The organism is Marinomonas fungiae, from assembly GCF_001418205.1.
Lineage (GTDB): Bacteria > Pseudomonadota > Gammaproteobacteria > Pseudomonadales > Marinomonadaceae > Marinomonas > Marinomonas fungiae.
The window spans coordinates 1-17,387 of record NZ_LIQF01000026.1 but is presented as its reverse complement, the minus strand read 5'-3'; the positions used below and the strand labels follow the sequence as shown (position 1 = coordinate 17,387).

General features: G+C 45.9%; 6 protein-coding genes and 1 tRNA gene. 1 reads left to right on the top strand and 6 read right to left on the bottom strand.

What is annotated here, in order from left to right:
- Window position 1 precedes the first annotated feature (1 nt).
- Window positions 2-78: transfer RNA gene (locus ASC49_RS19175), tRNA-Met, on the bottom strand.
- 127 nt (window positions 79-205) lie between these two features.
- Window positions 206-1,096, bottom strand: a complete 891-nt coding sequence (locus ASC49_RS19170; RefSeq protein ID WP_055464824.1) for a hypothetical protein — start codon at window positions 1,094-1,096, stop codon at window positions 206-208.
- A gap of 154 nt (window positions 1,097-1,250) precedes the next feature.
- On the opposite strand from ASC49_RS19170, the gene msrA reads away from it, so the two are divergent.
- The gene (gene msrA / locus ASC49_RS19165) at window positions 1,251-1,910 is read left to right on the top strand and encodes a peptide-methionine (S)-S-oxide reductase MsrA (RefSeq protein WP_055464823.1); all 660 of its coding nucleotides are present in this window, start codon (window positions 1,251-1,253) and stop codon (window positions 1,908-1,910) included.
- Window positions 1,911-1,961: 51 nt separating this feature from the next.
- Here msrA and recD read toward each other — a convergent pair whose 3' ends face one another.
- The 4 genes from recD to ASC49_RS19145 form a co-directional block, all read right to left on the bottom strand.
- On the bottom strand, window positions 1,962-3,986 hold the full coding sequence (gene recD, locus ASC49_RS19160) for an exodeoxyribonuclease V subunit alpha (protein WP_055464822.1): 2,025 nt from the start codon (window positions 3,984-3,986) through the stop codon (window positions 1,962-1,964).
- Window positions 3,979-7,716: an exodeoxyribonuclease V subunit beta gene (recB, locus tag ASC49_RS19155; protein ID WP_055464821.1), complete on the bottom strand. Its 3,738-nt coding sequence runs from the start codon at window positions 7,714-7,716 to the stop codon at window positions 3,979-3,981. The genes recD and recB overlap by 8 nt, the downstream gene beginning before the upstream one ends.
- Complete coding sequence (gene recC, locus ASC49_RS19150; RefSeq protein ID WP_141656890.1) at window positions 7,713-11,267, bottom strand: exodeoxyribonuclease V subunit gamma; 3,555 nt, start codon at window positions 11,265-11,267, stop codon at window positions 7,713-7,715. Before recC ends, recB begins: the two co-directional genes overlap by 4 nt.
- 147 nt (window positions 11,268-11,414) lie before the next feature.
- Window positions 11,415-17,363 (bottom strand): hypothetical protein, encoded by a 5,949-nt coding sequence (locus ASC49_RS19145; RefSeq protein ID WP_211262098.1) that lies wholly within the window; start codon window positions 17,361-17,363, stop codon window positions 11,415-11,417.
- Window positions 17,364-17,387: the final 24 nt, after the last annotated feature.

Below are 17,387 nucleotides of genomic sequence, written 5' to 3'. Positions count from 1 at the left end.
TTGGTTGCGGGAGCCGGATTTGAACCGACGACCTTCGGGTTATGAGCCCGACGAGCTACCAGGCTGCTCCATCCCGCGCCAAAATTAGCATTAACTAATCACTTTGGATCACGAACAGCATTCGCTCACCATCGCTGTTAGCTTCGACACCTTGCAGTGCCTTGCTTCAACGAGGTGCGCATAGTACGGATCTTTTACTGATTGGTCAACCCCTTAGTTTAAAATCTTTTAATTCTAATCGTTCTGGGTAACCAAAAGAGGCGCAGTAGCAACGAAGACCAGATTGGTCGGATTGTATATGGCGACAGTAGCGGGAAATCATTTCACGGGCGTTCTGTGACATGCCCTGCCAATTCTTAAGATAATTAACAAAGTGTAATTGCTGCACCGAATTAACTACCCAACCATTTTCACCATCACGGATACCGAAATTACGATTATCAGGTGAAATCAGCAATACAGGTATACTATAGCCATTAGCGACTTCAATTATATTACATTTGGTTACCAAATCCGCCGACACCACTAGCAAACCACTCTCATTAAGCAGCGCCTTAGAAGGCGGCAAAAAGTCACCCAATGCCAAGCAGTGATAAGCAATAGCATTCTTTTCCGCCCGTTCAGCAACAACAGCAGCGCACATATCCTCTTCAATACATAGAATATGAGTAGATGCCACTGAACGCGCATGCGGGTAAAAGTAGTCACTCATTTCTTTACCACTACCCCATACATCCTCTTTATGGATATAGCTTGCGATTCTTGCAATCGTAGATGGCACCATACCACCTTCAAGCCATTCTGGCAGACGATTTGTATGCAACTTGCATCGCAAAGTCGGGCTAATCAGCGCTGCTAAAGAGTTAGGTTTCGAACCAAAGGTAATAAGGTGATGAGGCGATTCCGTATGAACCAAGTCCATCAAGGCTCGCATGCTTGGCTTAATCTGATCGTCATCGCTATCCGTAGTATAAGAAAGAGACACAATTCGAGACGTCAAAGAGAAGCGTCTAAGCTCAGAAGCGAACTCTTCAATGAAGGATTTTAAATCTTCATTGGTTTCGCGCGCATCCCAAATTATTAAAGCGTCTGCCATAACTGTGTCATCCTTAAAATAGATAAACCAAGTTTATGCTAGGCTATCTCTAAAACCATCTTTACATAGTAGACTTTTGCATCTAAGTGTAATTATGTGTAAATAACGATCACAATATAACCAGAATTCATAGTGCAATATCAGGCAGAAAATCATGTTAGATAAAACAGATAAACTATTGAAAAAATGCAATATTCCTTCAAAAGAAGAGGCACTAAAAGGAAGAAATGAACCACTGCTCATAGAGGAAGATCACAAAATTACAAAAGAAAACATAAAACGTCATTCAGAAATGCTTGAGGCCGAGATTTATCTCGCTTTAGGGTGCTTTTGGGGAGCCGAACGGAAGTTTTGGAACACCCCTGGAGTGAAAGTTACAGCAGTAGGCTACGCCGGTGGTTATACGCCCAACCCGACCTATGAAGAAGTCTGTACTGGACAGACCGGTCACACCGAAGTAGTCAAGGTCATCTTTAACATAGATGAGATTTCTCTAGATGAAATTTTAAAAGTGTTTTGGGAAAATCACGACCCAACCCAAGGCATGCGACAAGGTAACGATATTGGCAGTCAATACCGCTCCGCCATTTACGCTCTTAACGAAACAGATTTAGAGGCAGCGATTGCCAGTAAAGAACGTTATCAAAAACAGCTGATTCAAGCAGGATTAGGCATGATCACGACCGAAATAGAACTGCTGGATACGTTTTACTTTGCCGAAACCTACCACCAGCAATACTTATTTAAAAACCCGAATGGATACTGCGGATTGGCTGGTACAGGTGTTAGCTGCCCGATTGGATTAGGCGTTTAAATCACGTGAAACTTGGAGAGGGCCTTATTGCGCCCTCCCTAGGCTGCGACTTTAACCAATATATAAGCTTAAACCGCTGCTACGTTCGACTTTGCGATTCATTGCTTCTTCCAACACAGACTGACTACCGGAGATCAACGTGAAGTGCTTCTTCGATCGCGTAATACCTGTATAAATCAATTCTTTGGTTAAAATGGGAGAGCTCTGGCTTGGCAATAACATTGCAGTATGGGTAAATTCCGAGCCTTGGGATTTATGCACGGTCATGGCAAAAACCGTCTCAACACTTTGTAATCGGCTCGGCAACACCCAGCGAACGCCGCCTTTGCCATCACTAAAGATCACGCGCTGCTTAAGCTCTCCATTAACCGGATACAGCAAGCTAATACCAACATCTCCGTTCATCAAATCAACACTGTAATCGTTTTGTGTCACCATCACTGGACGGCCCAAATACCAAAGCCCTGCGACAGACTGCAGCTTGCCACTGGCGAGCAAAAGCTGCTCAATGCGATGATTCATCCCCTCCAGCCCCCATTCACCACGACGCATGGCCACCAGCAGCTGAAAGCTGACGTGCCACTCTAAAACCCGCTTACCCCAGACATCAAACGCTTCCTCTTTGGCAGCTAAAGGCGGTATCTCAGCCACTCGATCCAAATACTCACCATAGCCAGCCACCAATAAATCACGCACCTCTTTGGTCAATTCTGTGTGTGGTAGTTGCTCTTGATAAAGATGTCTCAATGCTGGCGCATTCGGCGCCTCAAGAACGCTTTGTGCGAAAATTTTCTTAAGCAACGGCAACTTCTCTTGTTCGGTCTCCTGATTCACTAGGCTAGCTAGCTGGTGAATCACACCACCTTCAACAAAGCGGTAACTATGTCGCAACATGCACACTACTTGATTTAGCGTAGAGCCTTTATCATCAATATAGGTTTGCGGAATCGCTTGATGACATACATCCTGCACCCAAGCTGCCGTGTGACTAGTGTATTTACCTTCTGCGGCACCGCGACACAAGTCCCCTAATACATACCCTGCCTCCACCGAGGCAAGCTGGTCTTTATCCCCTAATAGAATAACGCGTGTATCGGGCTCAATACCGTCAAACAAGCTCGCCATCATTTCGATATCAATCATTGAAGCTTCATCAACCACCACAATATCAGCCACCAAAGGATTGGCTTTATTATGGGCAAACTGACGAGAATTGGGTTTTGGCCTCAATAATCGGTGCAGGGTTGTCACCTGCGTTGGAATAATTTGCTTTAATTCTGCCGGTTGAATCCCACCCAACTCGGGAAGCTCTAAGCGTGCCAAGTTCGCCGCAATGGATTCATTTAATCGCGCCGCAGCTTTACCTGTTGGTGCAGCCAAACGTATCGCTAACGGTGGCAGTTGATGCTTCAAGCGCTGCCCTTGCAGCAAGGCCAACAGCTTTAACACCGTGGTTGTTTTTCCCGTACCCGGTCCGCCAGTAATGATGGAGAAATGGTTACTCGCAGCTATACCACAGGCGATCTTTTGCCAATCTGGAGTATGCTCTGACTCCTCTTGAAACAAGGCACCAAGCAGTTCACGAATATCGTCCTCCGATACACTGGTGGCACGACTCAAGCGCTGACTGATACCCGCCACAATGGTCTGCTCAGCCTGCCAATAGCGACGTAAATACAGCAATGCCGCACCATTACGCTGCACCAAGACAAACGGAGTAGCTTGAACAGCTAACGAGTCAAAATCAGAGGCGACAACCTTGCTATCAAGCAGCGCATTCAACACAGAGCTTAATGTTTGATCCGCGGCCCAAGCGTGAAGCGCATTAAACAGCTCAACGGACAATTCATCTTCGCCTTCAAAAGCGCCTAAATAGCTTTCAGGCGTATTTAGCCACTGTTGCAGGTCAACACATACCTGCCCTAACGACGCGCTGTAGCTGACACTCATCAAGAGCGGTAAAACGGAATCAGCCAGCTCAGGCTCTTCGTTCTTCATCCATTTGACCAAAGCATAATCGACGTAGCGAACCAGCTTGGCATCCACCCACTGCTTAAGAGTTTCCATATCAAACATAATCTAGCTCCTGCTGCCCCATCGCCTCGCCTTTCTCACCAATAAACATGGCATCCAGCTTTTCGATCAGCGTCTTGGGTGGTTTGTCTGTTATCAGGCCTTGGGTTTCAGGGTTTTCATAGCCACGCAAAAAGAAATACACCGCACCACCTACATGTTTTTCATAGTCATAATTGGGAATACGGTCTTTCAGGTGGCGATGAAGAGCCAACAAATACAACACATATTGCAAGTCATAACGCTTTTTCAACAAGGCTGCTTTTAGGCTTTCCAAATCGTAGTCAGCGTCTTGTTCACCCAGATAGTTGCTCTTCCAGTCGATAACATAATATTGCCCATCAATGTGGGCCACCAAGTCGATAAAACCTTTAAACATGCCTTCTAGCCGTTGATAACTGGCCGCTGGGCGCGCTAATCCTCCCCATGTATATTGGCGAACAAGGGCATCTAGGCGCTGTGAGTTCACTGCCTTGGCAGCAAACATAAACTCCATTTCAACCACTACATCGGATGCAGAAAGATCCATCAACTTCATGCTTCTTGACTGCGCTAAACGCCAAGTTGTCCCCAAGAACGCTTTGAGCCAATTAGATAAGTCAGACGCAAACGACTCCAGCTGTCGCTTACGACAACGGGCGAGCAACATCTCCAAGCGCGCCGCATCATCAACATACGCGGCAGCAAAACCATGCAACCGCTGGCCTTCTGATGTCTGACAACGCTGCTCTGCCGCCCATTCCAACACACTGTGCAAAAAGGTACCGATGTGGCTGCCTCGTGGTAGACGATGCATCAGCTTGTCACCCTTAGGCTGGCGCTGATCACTCTCAATAACCAAGTCCTCATCGTCGGTCAATTGCTCATCAACTGGTTGTTCCGCCCCTATACTGGCTGGAAATGCCAAACCTTCTTTGCCGCCATAGGTAAACGAGGAGTAGCTGGCAATCCACCAAGGTTCAATGCCTAAATCCTGCACCACCCGTGCCGGGCGAAACGCCATAGAGTCCATAGCTCGATAAGCCCTGACATTATCTTTAATCGGCACGACGGTAAAACTCTGGGGCATACTGGCTGCAACATCATTCACCGTGTTCCCACTAACGTTTAATAACACATGGGCCGCTGATGTAAGCTGCTTCGCTTCCCCTGCATCATTGCGCTTTGGATCGCCTATGGCGATCCACTGAGCACAGACCGCACGAGTCATGGCAACATAGATTTTACGTACGTCTTCAGCCAACCGTTCTGCGTCCGCGAGTTCAAGCTCTTCGGCGTTGGCACTAAATGTAAGCGCTAAATTCCCCAATGAATCATGATATTCAATCGGAAAATCTGAAGTCTTAACGGGGCGGGCGTAATCTAAAAAAGGCAACATAACAATAGGATATTGGAGACCTTTTGATTTATGTACGGTCACCACTTGCACCAAATCCGCATCGCTTTCTAAGCGCTGCTGAGTGCTTTCTTCGCCAGATTTTTCGGTGCTGATGCGCTGTTCCAGATGATGAATCAACGCCTGCTGCCCTTGAATAGTTTCAGAGGCTTGCTGAAGTAATTCAGCAATATGAAACAAATCCGTGACGGCGCGTTCTCCATTTGCTTCAGCCAAGTAGCGTCCTGTTACATTTTGCTCAGTAAAAAAGCGATGCAACACGGCCATGACGCCAAACTCATACCAATGCTGGTGATAACCACGAAACAGCTCAATAAAACTTTCCCAATACAGTTCATCGTGATTGAGGCGATCCAGGTCACTTAACGACAACCCCATCAAGCGAGAACCTAAGACAATACGCAGGTGGAAGCTATTATAAGGTTCTGCGACCGCTCTAAGCAGCCGTAAAACATCATCAGCTTCATCCGTGTCGAACACATCGCTGGCGTCAGATAAGTAGACACTGGCAATGTTTAAATCAAACAAGGCACGACGAATCTGACGCGCCTCATTACCACTGTTCACAAGGATGGCAAAGTCTTTTGGCTGAAGCGGTCGCGCGCCCTCGCCTAAGTTAATCGTTGCCTCACCTACCTGTGAGAGATTCAATAAAGACGCCACCTCATTCGCGGTGACAGTTGCTCGATCTAACTCGCTGCTGGACGCCTCATCTTCCGCCTCAATGCTCAAATCCCACAAGTTTTGCACGGAACTGCGCTGCCCATTGATTAGCAGCTCAATCTCGTCCTTTTTACCAGCCCCCACCGCCTGGAATGGAATCGGATTCTGATCAGAATCTTTAAATAAGAACGCCCCTTTCGGGTGAATGGTTTCGGCATGTTCAAAGAAGTGATTGACACTGGCAACCAGCTCTGGGGCCGAACGATAGTTATGAGTCAGCGTATATTGGCGATCAGCCGTATCACGTTTGGCCGACAAATAGGTGAAGATATCCGCTCCACGGAAGCGATAGATCGCCTGTTTCGGGTCACCGATCATAAAGAAGCCCGTATCAGGGTACGGCTCAGCCACATTGTAAATGGTATTAAAAATACGATACTGCACAGGGTCCGTATCTTGGAATTCATCGACCAAAGCAATCGGAAACTGCTTACGGATCACGTCAGCAAGACGCTCGCCACCACTGCTCTGCAATGCCTGATCTAGCTTAGATAGGAGATCGTTCTGACTGAGCACACCGCGCTGCACTTTTTCTTGCTCAACACGTTCAGCAACCCAATGACTGCTGTGGCTAATTAAGAACTCATCTGGTGTTGCTAACTGTTCAATGGCATCTGGTAATTGGGCTAAAGCCGCCGCCGCGGACGGATCAATGGTAATTTGGCTGGGTTCTTTCCAATGGGAGGTTTCTAGTAAGGCGATTTTCGCGAAGCTTTTTCCATCAAATAACTTATAAAGAATGGACAAACTTTCTGTTTGACTACTCACCCATGTTTGTAATGCATCAAAGGTATCTGATAGATGTTTCTTATTTAGAGAGCGCCCATTAATTAACTTATCCTTTGTTGCCGCATCGTGCCCTTCAATCAATGTCGGCAAGGCGTCTTTAACTTGACGCTTCAAATCCACTATTTGCTCAGCGCGATCCTTTTCAATCGCCTGTAACTTATCCGATAAGTGCATTGCTACTTTCGGGATGGCATCGATCTTATAAATCAGGGAGCTAACTCGGGCATATAATGCATTCGGCGAACGAAACACAGACAAAATCTGGCGCAATTCAGGCTCATCTAAGGTAAATACCATTTCTCGCCAGTAATCCTCACAGGCCTGTAGGATCAAAGGTTTTTCGTTTTCAATCAGTGTCTGTTGGAAATTCAAACCACTGTAAAAAGCATGCTCGGACAGCACTCGGCTACACCAGGAGTGGATGGTGGAAACTGCGGCTTCGTCCATCCACTCTGCTGCCACATCAAGGCGACGCGCGGCGCTGTTTAGGTCTTGTTCCTTGGCTACATCTTGTTTTAATACTTGCAACATGGGATCAGGTTTGACGGGCTCTTCTGTCAAGCGAAAATAGTTGGCAGCTTCCACCAAACGAGCTCGAATCCGGTCTCGTAACTCACGGGTCGCCGCTTTGGTAAAGGTCACCACCAAAATATTAGGAGGCAACAAGTAATCGCTAAAGCTAGCCTCACCGCCATGCTTGAGCACCAAACGCAAATACAATAATGCGAGGGTGTAGGTTTTACCGGTGCCGGCACTGGCTTCTATCAAGGCCGAGCCGGTGAGAGGAAACGTCAATGGGTTGAGTTGATTGGTCGCGTCGATCATGCGTTGCCCTCTTTTTTCAAACTGCGCAAAATCGGCTCACAAAGTAGCTTGGCGTAATGTTCTAGGGTTTGAATTTGCGCTTCACTTAACGGCTCTTTAATATGCAAACGGGCATAGTGATTGCGGGCGTTATCCAAATCTTGATTAAGATAGTGTTCAATCATGCGCTCCTGTTCTGTTTTTTGAGAACGCTGGCTTGACACTAAAAGCCCCATGCCGCCATTAATGCCAAAACAAAGCGGTTCATGCATGGCTTTTAGCCAAGCGCCCGCCAGTGATTCAAACTCTTTTTGCGCTATCTTGGTGTCCATACCATAGAAACGCATATCACCATTTGGGGTCATTAACTGAGTCTCCACCGGACGTTGATGAACCACATTAGCGACCAAGTGACGCACCCACGCGTTGACTAAATTTCGCCAAGTAGTTCCTGTTCCCAGCTTGTTCTCGGTAATTTCGCGCTCAATTCCTGCCTCTTCAGCAATCTGACTGTCTTTGTAGGCATTGGAGGTTTGCATAATAAACTGTACCAGTTGGTCGCTATTGCGAGGGCGATAAAGACGATCCAAGTCATCTTCATAGCTGACAATTTGCTCACCGATTTTTACCCTAAGCTCTGCTTGTCGTAGCGTATCAAGGGTCGGAATATGACTGGCTATCGCGTGCTTCCAGCCGAAGTAGAGTTGTTTGATCTTAGTGGGAAACAGCTTTTCTCTACGAATTTGTGAAAACGCACCACCATGCAACTCACCTGCCGCAATTAATCGCTCCAGCTCACTTTCCACCCGATCGTCCCACTGAGACTCGGTGACGTTATGGCGTTTGGCGTATTGCAGCATGTGCTCATGCACTTGCCACTCCTCTAATCCATCGGACTCAAAGTTTTCCACCACCTTGGTTTCTTCGATTTCACTTGGTTTACGAATATCTAAGCGCTCGCTATAAAGCGCATCCACAGGTGAACGATAAAACGCTGTCAGTTTTCGCGCATTGAGCGGCGCATCGGGCTGCCAATGAGGCAAGTTTGCCGTGCCAGTATCGTGACCGTGTGTCGTGTCATAAGCACTTTGCCACTCATGCTGATAGGTAAATACTGGCGCCGAACCTTGAAAGTAACGTCGACTGAAGGCTTGCATGGGATAATCGCAGGTAAGCCTATGGGACAACTTGTCATCGTTCCAAGCTTTGTCGAGGTAATCGCGCAATTGTCCCACCAAAACGGATGGCGGTTGCTCACTATTGTCTTTCGCGCTACGCCCTTGCCAACTGATCACTAGCTTATCCCGCGCTGATAGCACCGCTTCCAGGAACAAATAACGTGCGTCTTCTCGACGGGAACGGTCACCCGGACGGTAATCGCCAACCATTAAGTCGAAGTCCATCGGGGTACTGACTTGCGGGTAATCACCATCGTTCATGCCAATTAAATACACTTGTTTGAACGGAATGGCCCGCATCGGCATCAGTGTCGCAAAGTTAACCGAACCGGATAAAAAGCGCTGACTTAACGCTGGCTCATCCAGTTGCCCCATGAACGTTTCTTGTACGACATCAATGGCCACTCTTTCTTCGTCCACACCTGCGGCTTTGACTTGCTCTTCCAATAGCTCAATTTGCTCACTGATACGAGTCATGACTCGGCGTTCATGATCATTGCTTGGATAGAAAAAAGTGTCCAATAGCGCTTGTAACGCAACACTCCAATCGATCAGTGTTTTAGGTTCGACAAAGGTCTGCCACACCGTCCGTACGTCGTCGATTAAACGATGCATCTGCCCTAATATCCGAGCCTCTAAACCACCGATTTCGCCATAAGGTAATACGCCTTGCCAGATTTCACCGTCACCGACGCTGTATCCCAACAACATGCGTTTTAAACCAAACAGCCAAGTATTTTGTTCACTGGCACTGTTTAGCCCAAGAGATTGGCGTTGAGATTGGGATAACCCCCAGCGGATATTGGCACTTTCAATCCAATTCTTTAGGCGAGCCACATCGGCTTCTTCTATTTCGTATCGTGCACGCAGTGCCGGAATATCTAATAAGGACAACAGATCCGTGGCTTCAAAACGGGAACGCGTAATAGACAACAAGGACTCAAAGGCGGCCACAATGGGGTGCTGTTGACGGGCACTTTGGTCAGCCACATGAAATGGTAAAAAACGCTTATCCGCATAATCGCCATACTTTGAGAAGCGCCCGAACACCGCTTCGATATGCGGCACATAGACATTGATATCTGGAGCCATAATTAAAATATCACGCGGCTCTAATGTCTCACCTTGCTGCTTAGCCTGCTCAAACTCATTGAGCAAAATGTCATGTAATACTTCAATCTCGCGCTGACGACTGTGCGTTTCGATAAAGCGAATACTTTCATCACTCGGTTCGAGGGACCGCTGAAGTGCTTGGCAATCTTCTAGACTACGTAGCTGAAAGATATCGTCTTGCAGTTGTTGTAATAACGTGTCTGCCCCTGGTGTTTCAAACAAGTCAATCTTGCTATCGACGAAGAAGCGCTGATAGCTATCTGGTTGATCCTTTTCATCCAGAGAGTGAAGATAATCACGCCCCAATTTCCCCCAAGAGGCTAACAGCGGATTACCATATAAATGCACATCATCTAGTGAGATGTCTTTGCTTGGCCGCCCTTCACGCATCGGCCTACGGGATCGGGCTTGGCGCAACAATTGCCGACCTTCAATTAAATCCCCCCAAAAATATTCACTGGGGTTCATGGTAAACAGCAGCACTTGGGTAAATGGCGCAATCGCTTGCAATACTTCAAGGGTTTGATTGGGTAATGACGAAATGCCAAAAATGATGACACGACGGGGTAGCCCATCTAAAGACTCGACATTGCGGCAGTGCTCAATAAAGTCTTTGTGGATTTCAGAGCGGTTAACAATTTTGCGTGCATCGCCAGCAAACTCTGGGTCTCGCTGCACGTCTTGCACCAAATAACGCCATAACATAGGCTGCCAAATTTGCTCTTCAGGAACAGTTTTGGATTGGCCGCCAGCGGTTTCATCTCGAGTTGGCAGCACATCTAGATTCGCCTCCCATGCTTGCAACCAATCGGCACGATACACTTGGTATTGGTCATAAAGCTTGGCAATACGTTCCGCTAAGATAAAGCGCCTATGCTCATGGCTTTTTCCCGTCGCCATAAAATTCTGCAGGGCATCGTATTGACCCTCTTGATTAATCTCTTCAAGTGTATTGAGCAGACGAAAAAGACGCCATGTCATCGGTTTTAAGTCAAAGGGAGATTGGGTATCCAATTCCCAAAAGGCCGCACGATAGGCCTCCCAAATAAAACGACCAGGTAATTCCACATCGATGGAAGTGGCAATACCACATCCCCCGTCATTGGCATCCTGTGCGATAGCTTGCTGTAACCACTGCGCTATGCCGTTACTTTGTACTAAGAACTTATCGGTTTCTAACGGCTTTAGTGGATAGCGCTTCACCCACGCCACTAAGACATCTTTTAACGACTCAAGACGATTGCCTTGAATGACCATTAATCCAGTCGGCCAGCTACTCACTTGACGCTCCTTACCCAAATCTCTAATAGGGTTATGGTACACCAAACCAACGACAGTTTATGACGCAACCAAGCGCTTGTTTTGAAAATAAAAAAGCCAGCACGACTGAACGAGCTGGCTTTTGATCAAGCTAACTAATATTTATCGTTAGCCATCAATATTGATGTTGTATTCCTGATTATTAAAGATAACTTTCAGTGAATCGCCTGAGTCAACAGCTCCACTCACATCGGAATCTAAATTAGCGCCGTCACCAAATGTAGCAATAGTAGTTGTACTATCACCCTGCTTAGCAACAACTGCCGATGCACTCACAGACAAATTTTCTTCCAGTAGCGCTTGAATTTGATCGTTATCTGAACCTGAAAAATCAAACAAATCAGTCACATCAAGGGCATCTTCGTTTACATCGAAGTCCTTAATAACATCGTTGGCATTATCGTTATTAAGAATGAAGATATCATCTCCTGATCCACCCTCCATGGTGTCAATGCCATATCCTTCACCACCAAATAGTAAGTCATCACCAGCACCGCCTAGAAGATTGTCATCTCCAGCGCCGCCATCAAGGTAATCATTACCTTCTCCGCCGTCTAATAAGTCAGAGTTTTCATCGCCATAAAGTGAGTCATCGTCAGCACCACCAAATAGAGAGTCGTTATCCGTACCACCTTTCAAGGTATCGTTCCCTTCATCTCCATAAAGAGCATCGACATTAGTACCGCCATCTAGCAAGTCATTACCTAGGCCACCGTGTAATTCGTCGTCACCCGATTCACCAAGTAAAGAATCTTCGCCATCACCACCATATAAGGTGTCATTTTGAGAACCACCATATAATGTGTCATTGCCCTCTTCACCAAAAAGCTGATCATCTTCACTTTCACCGTAAAGCTCATCATTGCCTAAGCCGCCATGAATGGTGTCGTAGCTCGCTCCACTCTTAATAATATTATCTGAATCATCTCCAGTAAGATCATTAGGCTCCCAAAGGTTTATGCTAGGCTCTGAATCTAAACTGGCCAGAGTGTTAAAGTTAAGGCTGACAATACCAGAATCACCGTCTGCATCTTTGACTAATAAGTTCACATTTATACTGGCGTCTACTAAAGATTCGTATTGTTTAATAGTCCATTCCCCAGTAGAAGAATTTAGCTCTACTTCATATACAACTTCTCCACCTTTGATCGCTTTTAATAGCTGCCCATTATCAGTATCAATAATCGATACTAATGGAGCGGCAGAAAGCCCCAGCGAAGAAAAGATAGACGCTAGCCCATTGGTAAGAGTAGTAACAATGTTCGCACTAAATACAGCCGTACCACCGTCAGCACCAATACCGCCCAAATCCCCACTGACCTCTGCATAGTCTTTGCCAGCAACGAGGCTTAATTGAGCATTTAGAACAGTATCAAGCAGACTACTAGGAGAATCATCTTCGATAATGGCTTTAACGCCTTGCGAAGCAATAACATTGCTATTGCCATCTAGGAGATTGATATTAAACCCAACATCCAAGGTATTTTCAGTAGAGCCAGTACTAATAAGTGCATCAATGAAGTTTGAAGACAAATTCGGTGCTTCATGATCTACAGCTTTCGAAAGAGACACGGTATAAAACGCTTCACCGTTCGCTGAAATATCGCTAACTGAGATCCTAATAACTTCCGTATTACCACTGTCAATGGTTCCGAGAACGTCACCATTTGCTTCTTTTGACCACGCTACTCGTTCATCACCTGAAGTCAACTCTGTCGTTGGCAATTCCAATGCTAAGGACGCTTGGGCTCCAGCAACAAATCCAAGGACAGTAAATGTATTCGTTACTTCTCTAACATTTGATCGATCAGGAGATCCAATATTATCTTGGAGTCCACCCAGTAAAGCCTCTTCCGTTACAATAGCCTCATCCGCATCTGAAAGATCAAGACCTAGCGGTGTAACTGGAGTAGCTCCACTTTGAGAGGCAACATTCAAGTTGATATTAGAAGCGTCGCCATCCGCATCCGTAACTACTAAACCAAGCGAAATATCAGAAACGGATTCGTCTATCTCTTGATATTGGAAGAATTCCCACTGGCCCGTTGCTGGTGTTAATTGAACCTCAAAAATAGGAGCACCATCTTCATCCACAACAGATAGGCGGTTACCGTTGTTCAATACTTCAGCATCGGCATTAATATCACCAGCAGCTAGAGCATTTTCGATCATGGTTTCAATGCCTGAGACAAAAGCGACAGAACCAAATCCATCGGCACCGATGCCATTCACTGTGCCAGAGGTTTCAGCAATTACCGTCGCAGTCGATGCACCAGTAAAGGTGATTGAGTTAATGCTGTAGTCACTGTTATCAGAGTTGGGACCATTACCATTTGATGCTGATTCGAAGACAATCTTATCAAATCCACCCTCACTGATTGCGATAGTGGAGTTGACCACACCAGATGTTTGATTAGATCTAATCTCTTTCGTAGTGACTAGTTCTCCATCTCTGTAGAAGCTCAGTACAGCAACTTCTAGCTCTTTACCACCACCAAAGAACATTGAGAAGTTAATGTCAGCACCATAGGCTACTCGGCCATCATTTAAAGTGACAACAAGCTGCTCTGATTGCTCGCTACTATCCGTTACTCGATAATCAATTTCAGTTTTTAGTCGATCACGATCACCAGAACTGTTTACACCAACGCCTGAACCATACTGATAGACATTAGCATCAGTGAGTTTATTTGAACTTGAATCATCAAAACCTTTCGCAGTGACTGTTACAGCTCCATTGTTGAATGACATTGAGCTTTGGTTACCAGCAGAACCAGTAAAGTCGACCGTTTCCGTAAAGGCAGTCGAAGTATTGGTTAATGTCGCAACAGCATTCACATCAACTAATGATGGCGAGTCATCTTCGATGCTGACATTAATGCCTTCTTTTACAACTGTAGAGCCATCAGTCAAAACAATATTCAGACCTAACGACTCAACATCCTCACTACCCTTAACGGCGTGATCCAATGGAGCAGACAATTTAACATTGTAAGAAGCCGATCCGTTATTAAGCTCACTCAATGAAATACGAATAACTTCTGCATCACCCGCTTTACCAATAAGAGACTGATCAGTGCTGCTACCCCAAGTGACATCGACTCCGTCCGATGTGAGAGATGGCGTTGAGCCCTCAAACTCAAGAGATAGCGTCGCAGATGGAGAGGCGCCTGAAACGGTAAAGACACCGCTATCAGTTAGCGAGTCCGTCGTATCCGAAGTGCCTGCAGTATCAGAGATGCCACCCAATAACCCTTCTTCGCTAACGGCAGCATTGGCATCATCCGAAGTGATCACAATAGAAGGCCCTTCAGAAACGTTATAAACCGTTACCTCTATTGTTTTTAATGCAGAGGCCAAATCGCCATTAGATTGCTCCATAGCAGTCGCAGCAAATTTCAAATCAAATGTTGTATCAGCCTCAACCGATGGCACGTTAATGGTGAGATTCTCGAAGTTCCATCCAGTGACACTATACATGGCATTTTCATTGGTAAACTCAACTGAGTGTTCACCATCACTTAAAACTGCTCCAACTGGTGCGCCGCCAACAGAAACAGTATGGTTTTCCGAACCATCCACCGTATCAAAGAAAGTTACATTGAAAGGATCAAGTGAAATATTAGTGCCTTCATCTCCACTATTTGCACCTGTAACAAAAGCAGATCCATCAGGGAAAGCAGCATCAGAATTGGCCATTAATACCGCATCGGACGACGTATACACATCAAAGTTGCTCGAGTTAATTTGTAAAGCTGAACCATTGTCTTTCGACATGAACACATCATAATTACCTGGGCCATTTTCATTATGATGAGCAATCTCTAAGGCATAGTATCCGGATTTACTAATTTCTACTGAGCCTTCCAATGCATTTTTGGAATCACTACCATTCCAGCGACCGTGGGCGACTAAATCGCCACCAACTTTCACATAGAAACTGTCATCGATTTCACCTGAGAAACGGTATGTAGACCCTTTTTCAAGATAAATATATCCAGTAATAGTCGTTAGCGTATCAACAGCAACACTTGAGTCTTTAACAACCGCTTGAATCACTTCGGAGCTATCTGCTTCAGAGAAATCATAAGAAGCAACTAAAGTACTAAGTTCATCTGGATATAAGCCATAACCACTATGGTCATTAGGCGGTAGAATATTATTCCAAGTCGTTAGCACTAGACCTTCACTAGCTGAAAAGACTGGGGTATCAGCCACAGCTTCGACTTCAATCGTCAAGGTAGAAGACTCATCTTCACTGGTTGTGTAAGTAACAACTGGCACTTCCCCTGCCCAGTGCTCAACTGGCTCAAAGTTGTAAGAGCCATCGCTTTCTAAAGTAAACTCACCAACGTTATCAATTGTTACTGTTGAGCCAGCAGCGTAGCTAGTTGTATCACCGACAATAGTAAATGTAGCAACGGAAACCTCACTGAAGTTTGAATCATTGTCTAAAACATTACCTGTAGCAGGACCTTCGTCCTCTTTTATCTGATTTACATCAGCAACAACAGAAGCTCCGCCATCAGCAACGCCAATGGTAAGTATTGCCGTGTCAGTATCACCATCCTTATCAATGGCAGTATATTCAAAGACTTCTTGATCAGAATAAGGGTCTGAATCATTGGAGTAGGTAACCGCCATATTTTTGATGACGCGGTAGTTATCATTATCTGTAGCATCATCTGTTAGAGAGAACGCAATGTAGGCAATGTCACCTGATGCTGAAACTGTAACATTGGTTAAGTTGTTACCATTGGAGGCACCAAAAGAAACATCAGTCGTTAAAGGGTTACCATCTGCATCGAATGATTTGATTTCAATTTTATCGTTATCAGTAGAGTTCTTAATATCCATGTCAATACTAGATACTGCGCTATTAAACTGAACAACGAGGGTCTCAGTTGAAGAACTATCCGCATCAATTGGGCTGCTGTCAGTACCCACACCGATACCTGCACCCGTTTTCGATACATAATTAGCCCATGCAGGATCTAGATTAATCAAACTACCATCAGATTCGGTATAACTACCTGATAATAAGCCATACAAGGAAACATCAGACGAGGTCGCTAAATTCACATCTACAGTCGTAGCAAGATCTTCGTCAGAGACAAAAGAGTATTCGCCATTCTTGTTGATTGTTAATGTGCCTGAGTCGGCTTCGATCTCCAAAGAGTTGCTGCCGCTTTGGAACTCATAAACAGTTCCTTTGTATTCAACTTTCGTTAACTCAAATGCCTTGTCAGCCCCCGTATCGTTATCGAAGACATTACCTGTAGCTGTGTCATCTACATCTAATTCGGCCGTATCATCTATTGCATCAATACTTGTATCTTGTACATTGATTGTAACAGTCGTCCAATCAGAAACAGACGAACCATCACTTACTTTATAAGTAAATGAGTCTTGGATCACTTCTTCATCAGTATGATCCAGTACAGGCGCCTCATACTCATATGTACCATCTGAGTACAGCGTCACCTTGCCACCAAGCGAAGTAGTAAGTACAAATCCACCAGTACTCGATGTATCGGCATTATCACCATTTTCATTTGAAGCAATACCAACAACCGTTAACGAGCCACTGTCTGCGTCATTCGCAAGAACACTTGTGCTATCTGCAGCAGTGATAACAGCCCCTTCTCTTATTGATGTTGCATCCTCCATCGCCAAGTCATTGTCCGCAATGGTGCCCACACCTGACTTATCGCCCACGTTTAGCGTAAAGGTCTCTGCGTTCTCCACCTCAGCGTCGTCGTTGGTCGCGATCGTGACCGTGAACTCGCTCACGCCTGCCGGTACCACGAACTCATTGGTGTCCGCATCAAAGGTGACGCCATTGGTGTAGTCCGCATCGATTAAGGTGCTGGTGTAGTCCGCGTCCGCCGTAGCGGTATCGCCTGTGCCCCCTAAGCTGGCGCTGTAACGAGTCTCTTGGGTCGTTGGGTTGTTCAACGTCACGTTAAAGACTGCGTCTTGCCCCTCGGTAACCGCCGTATTGTCTGGATCCGCTAGGTTCGGCGCTGGCGTGACCGATTGAATGTCGTTGTCCAAAATGTCCGCGTTCCCCACTTGACC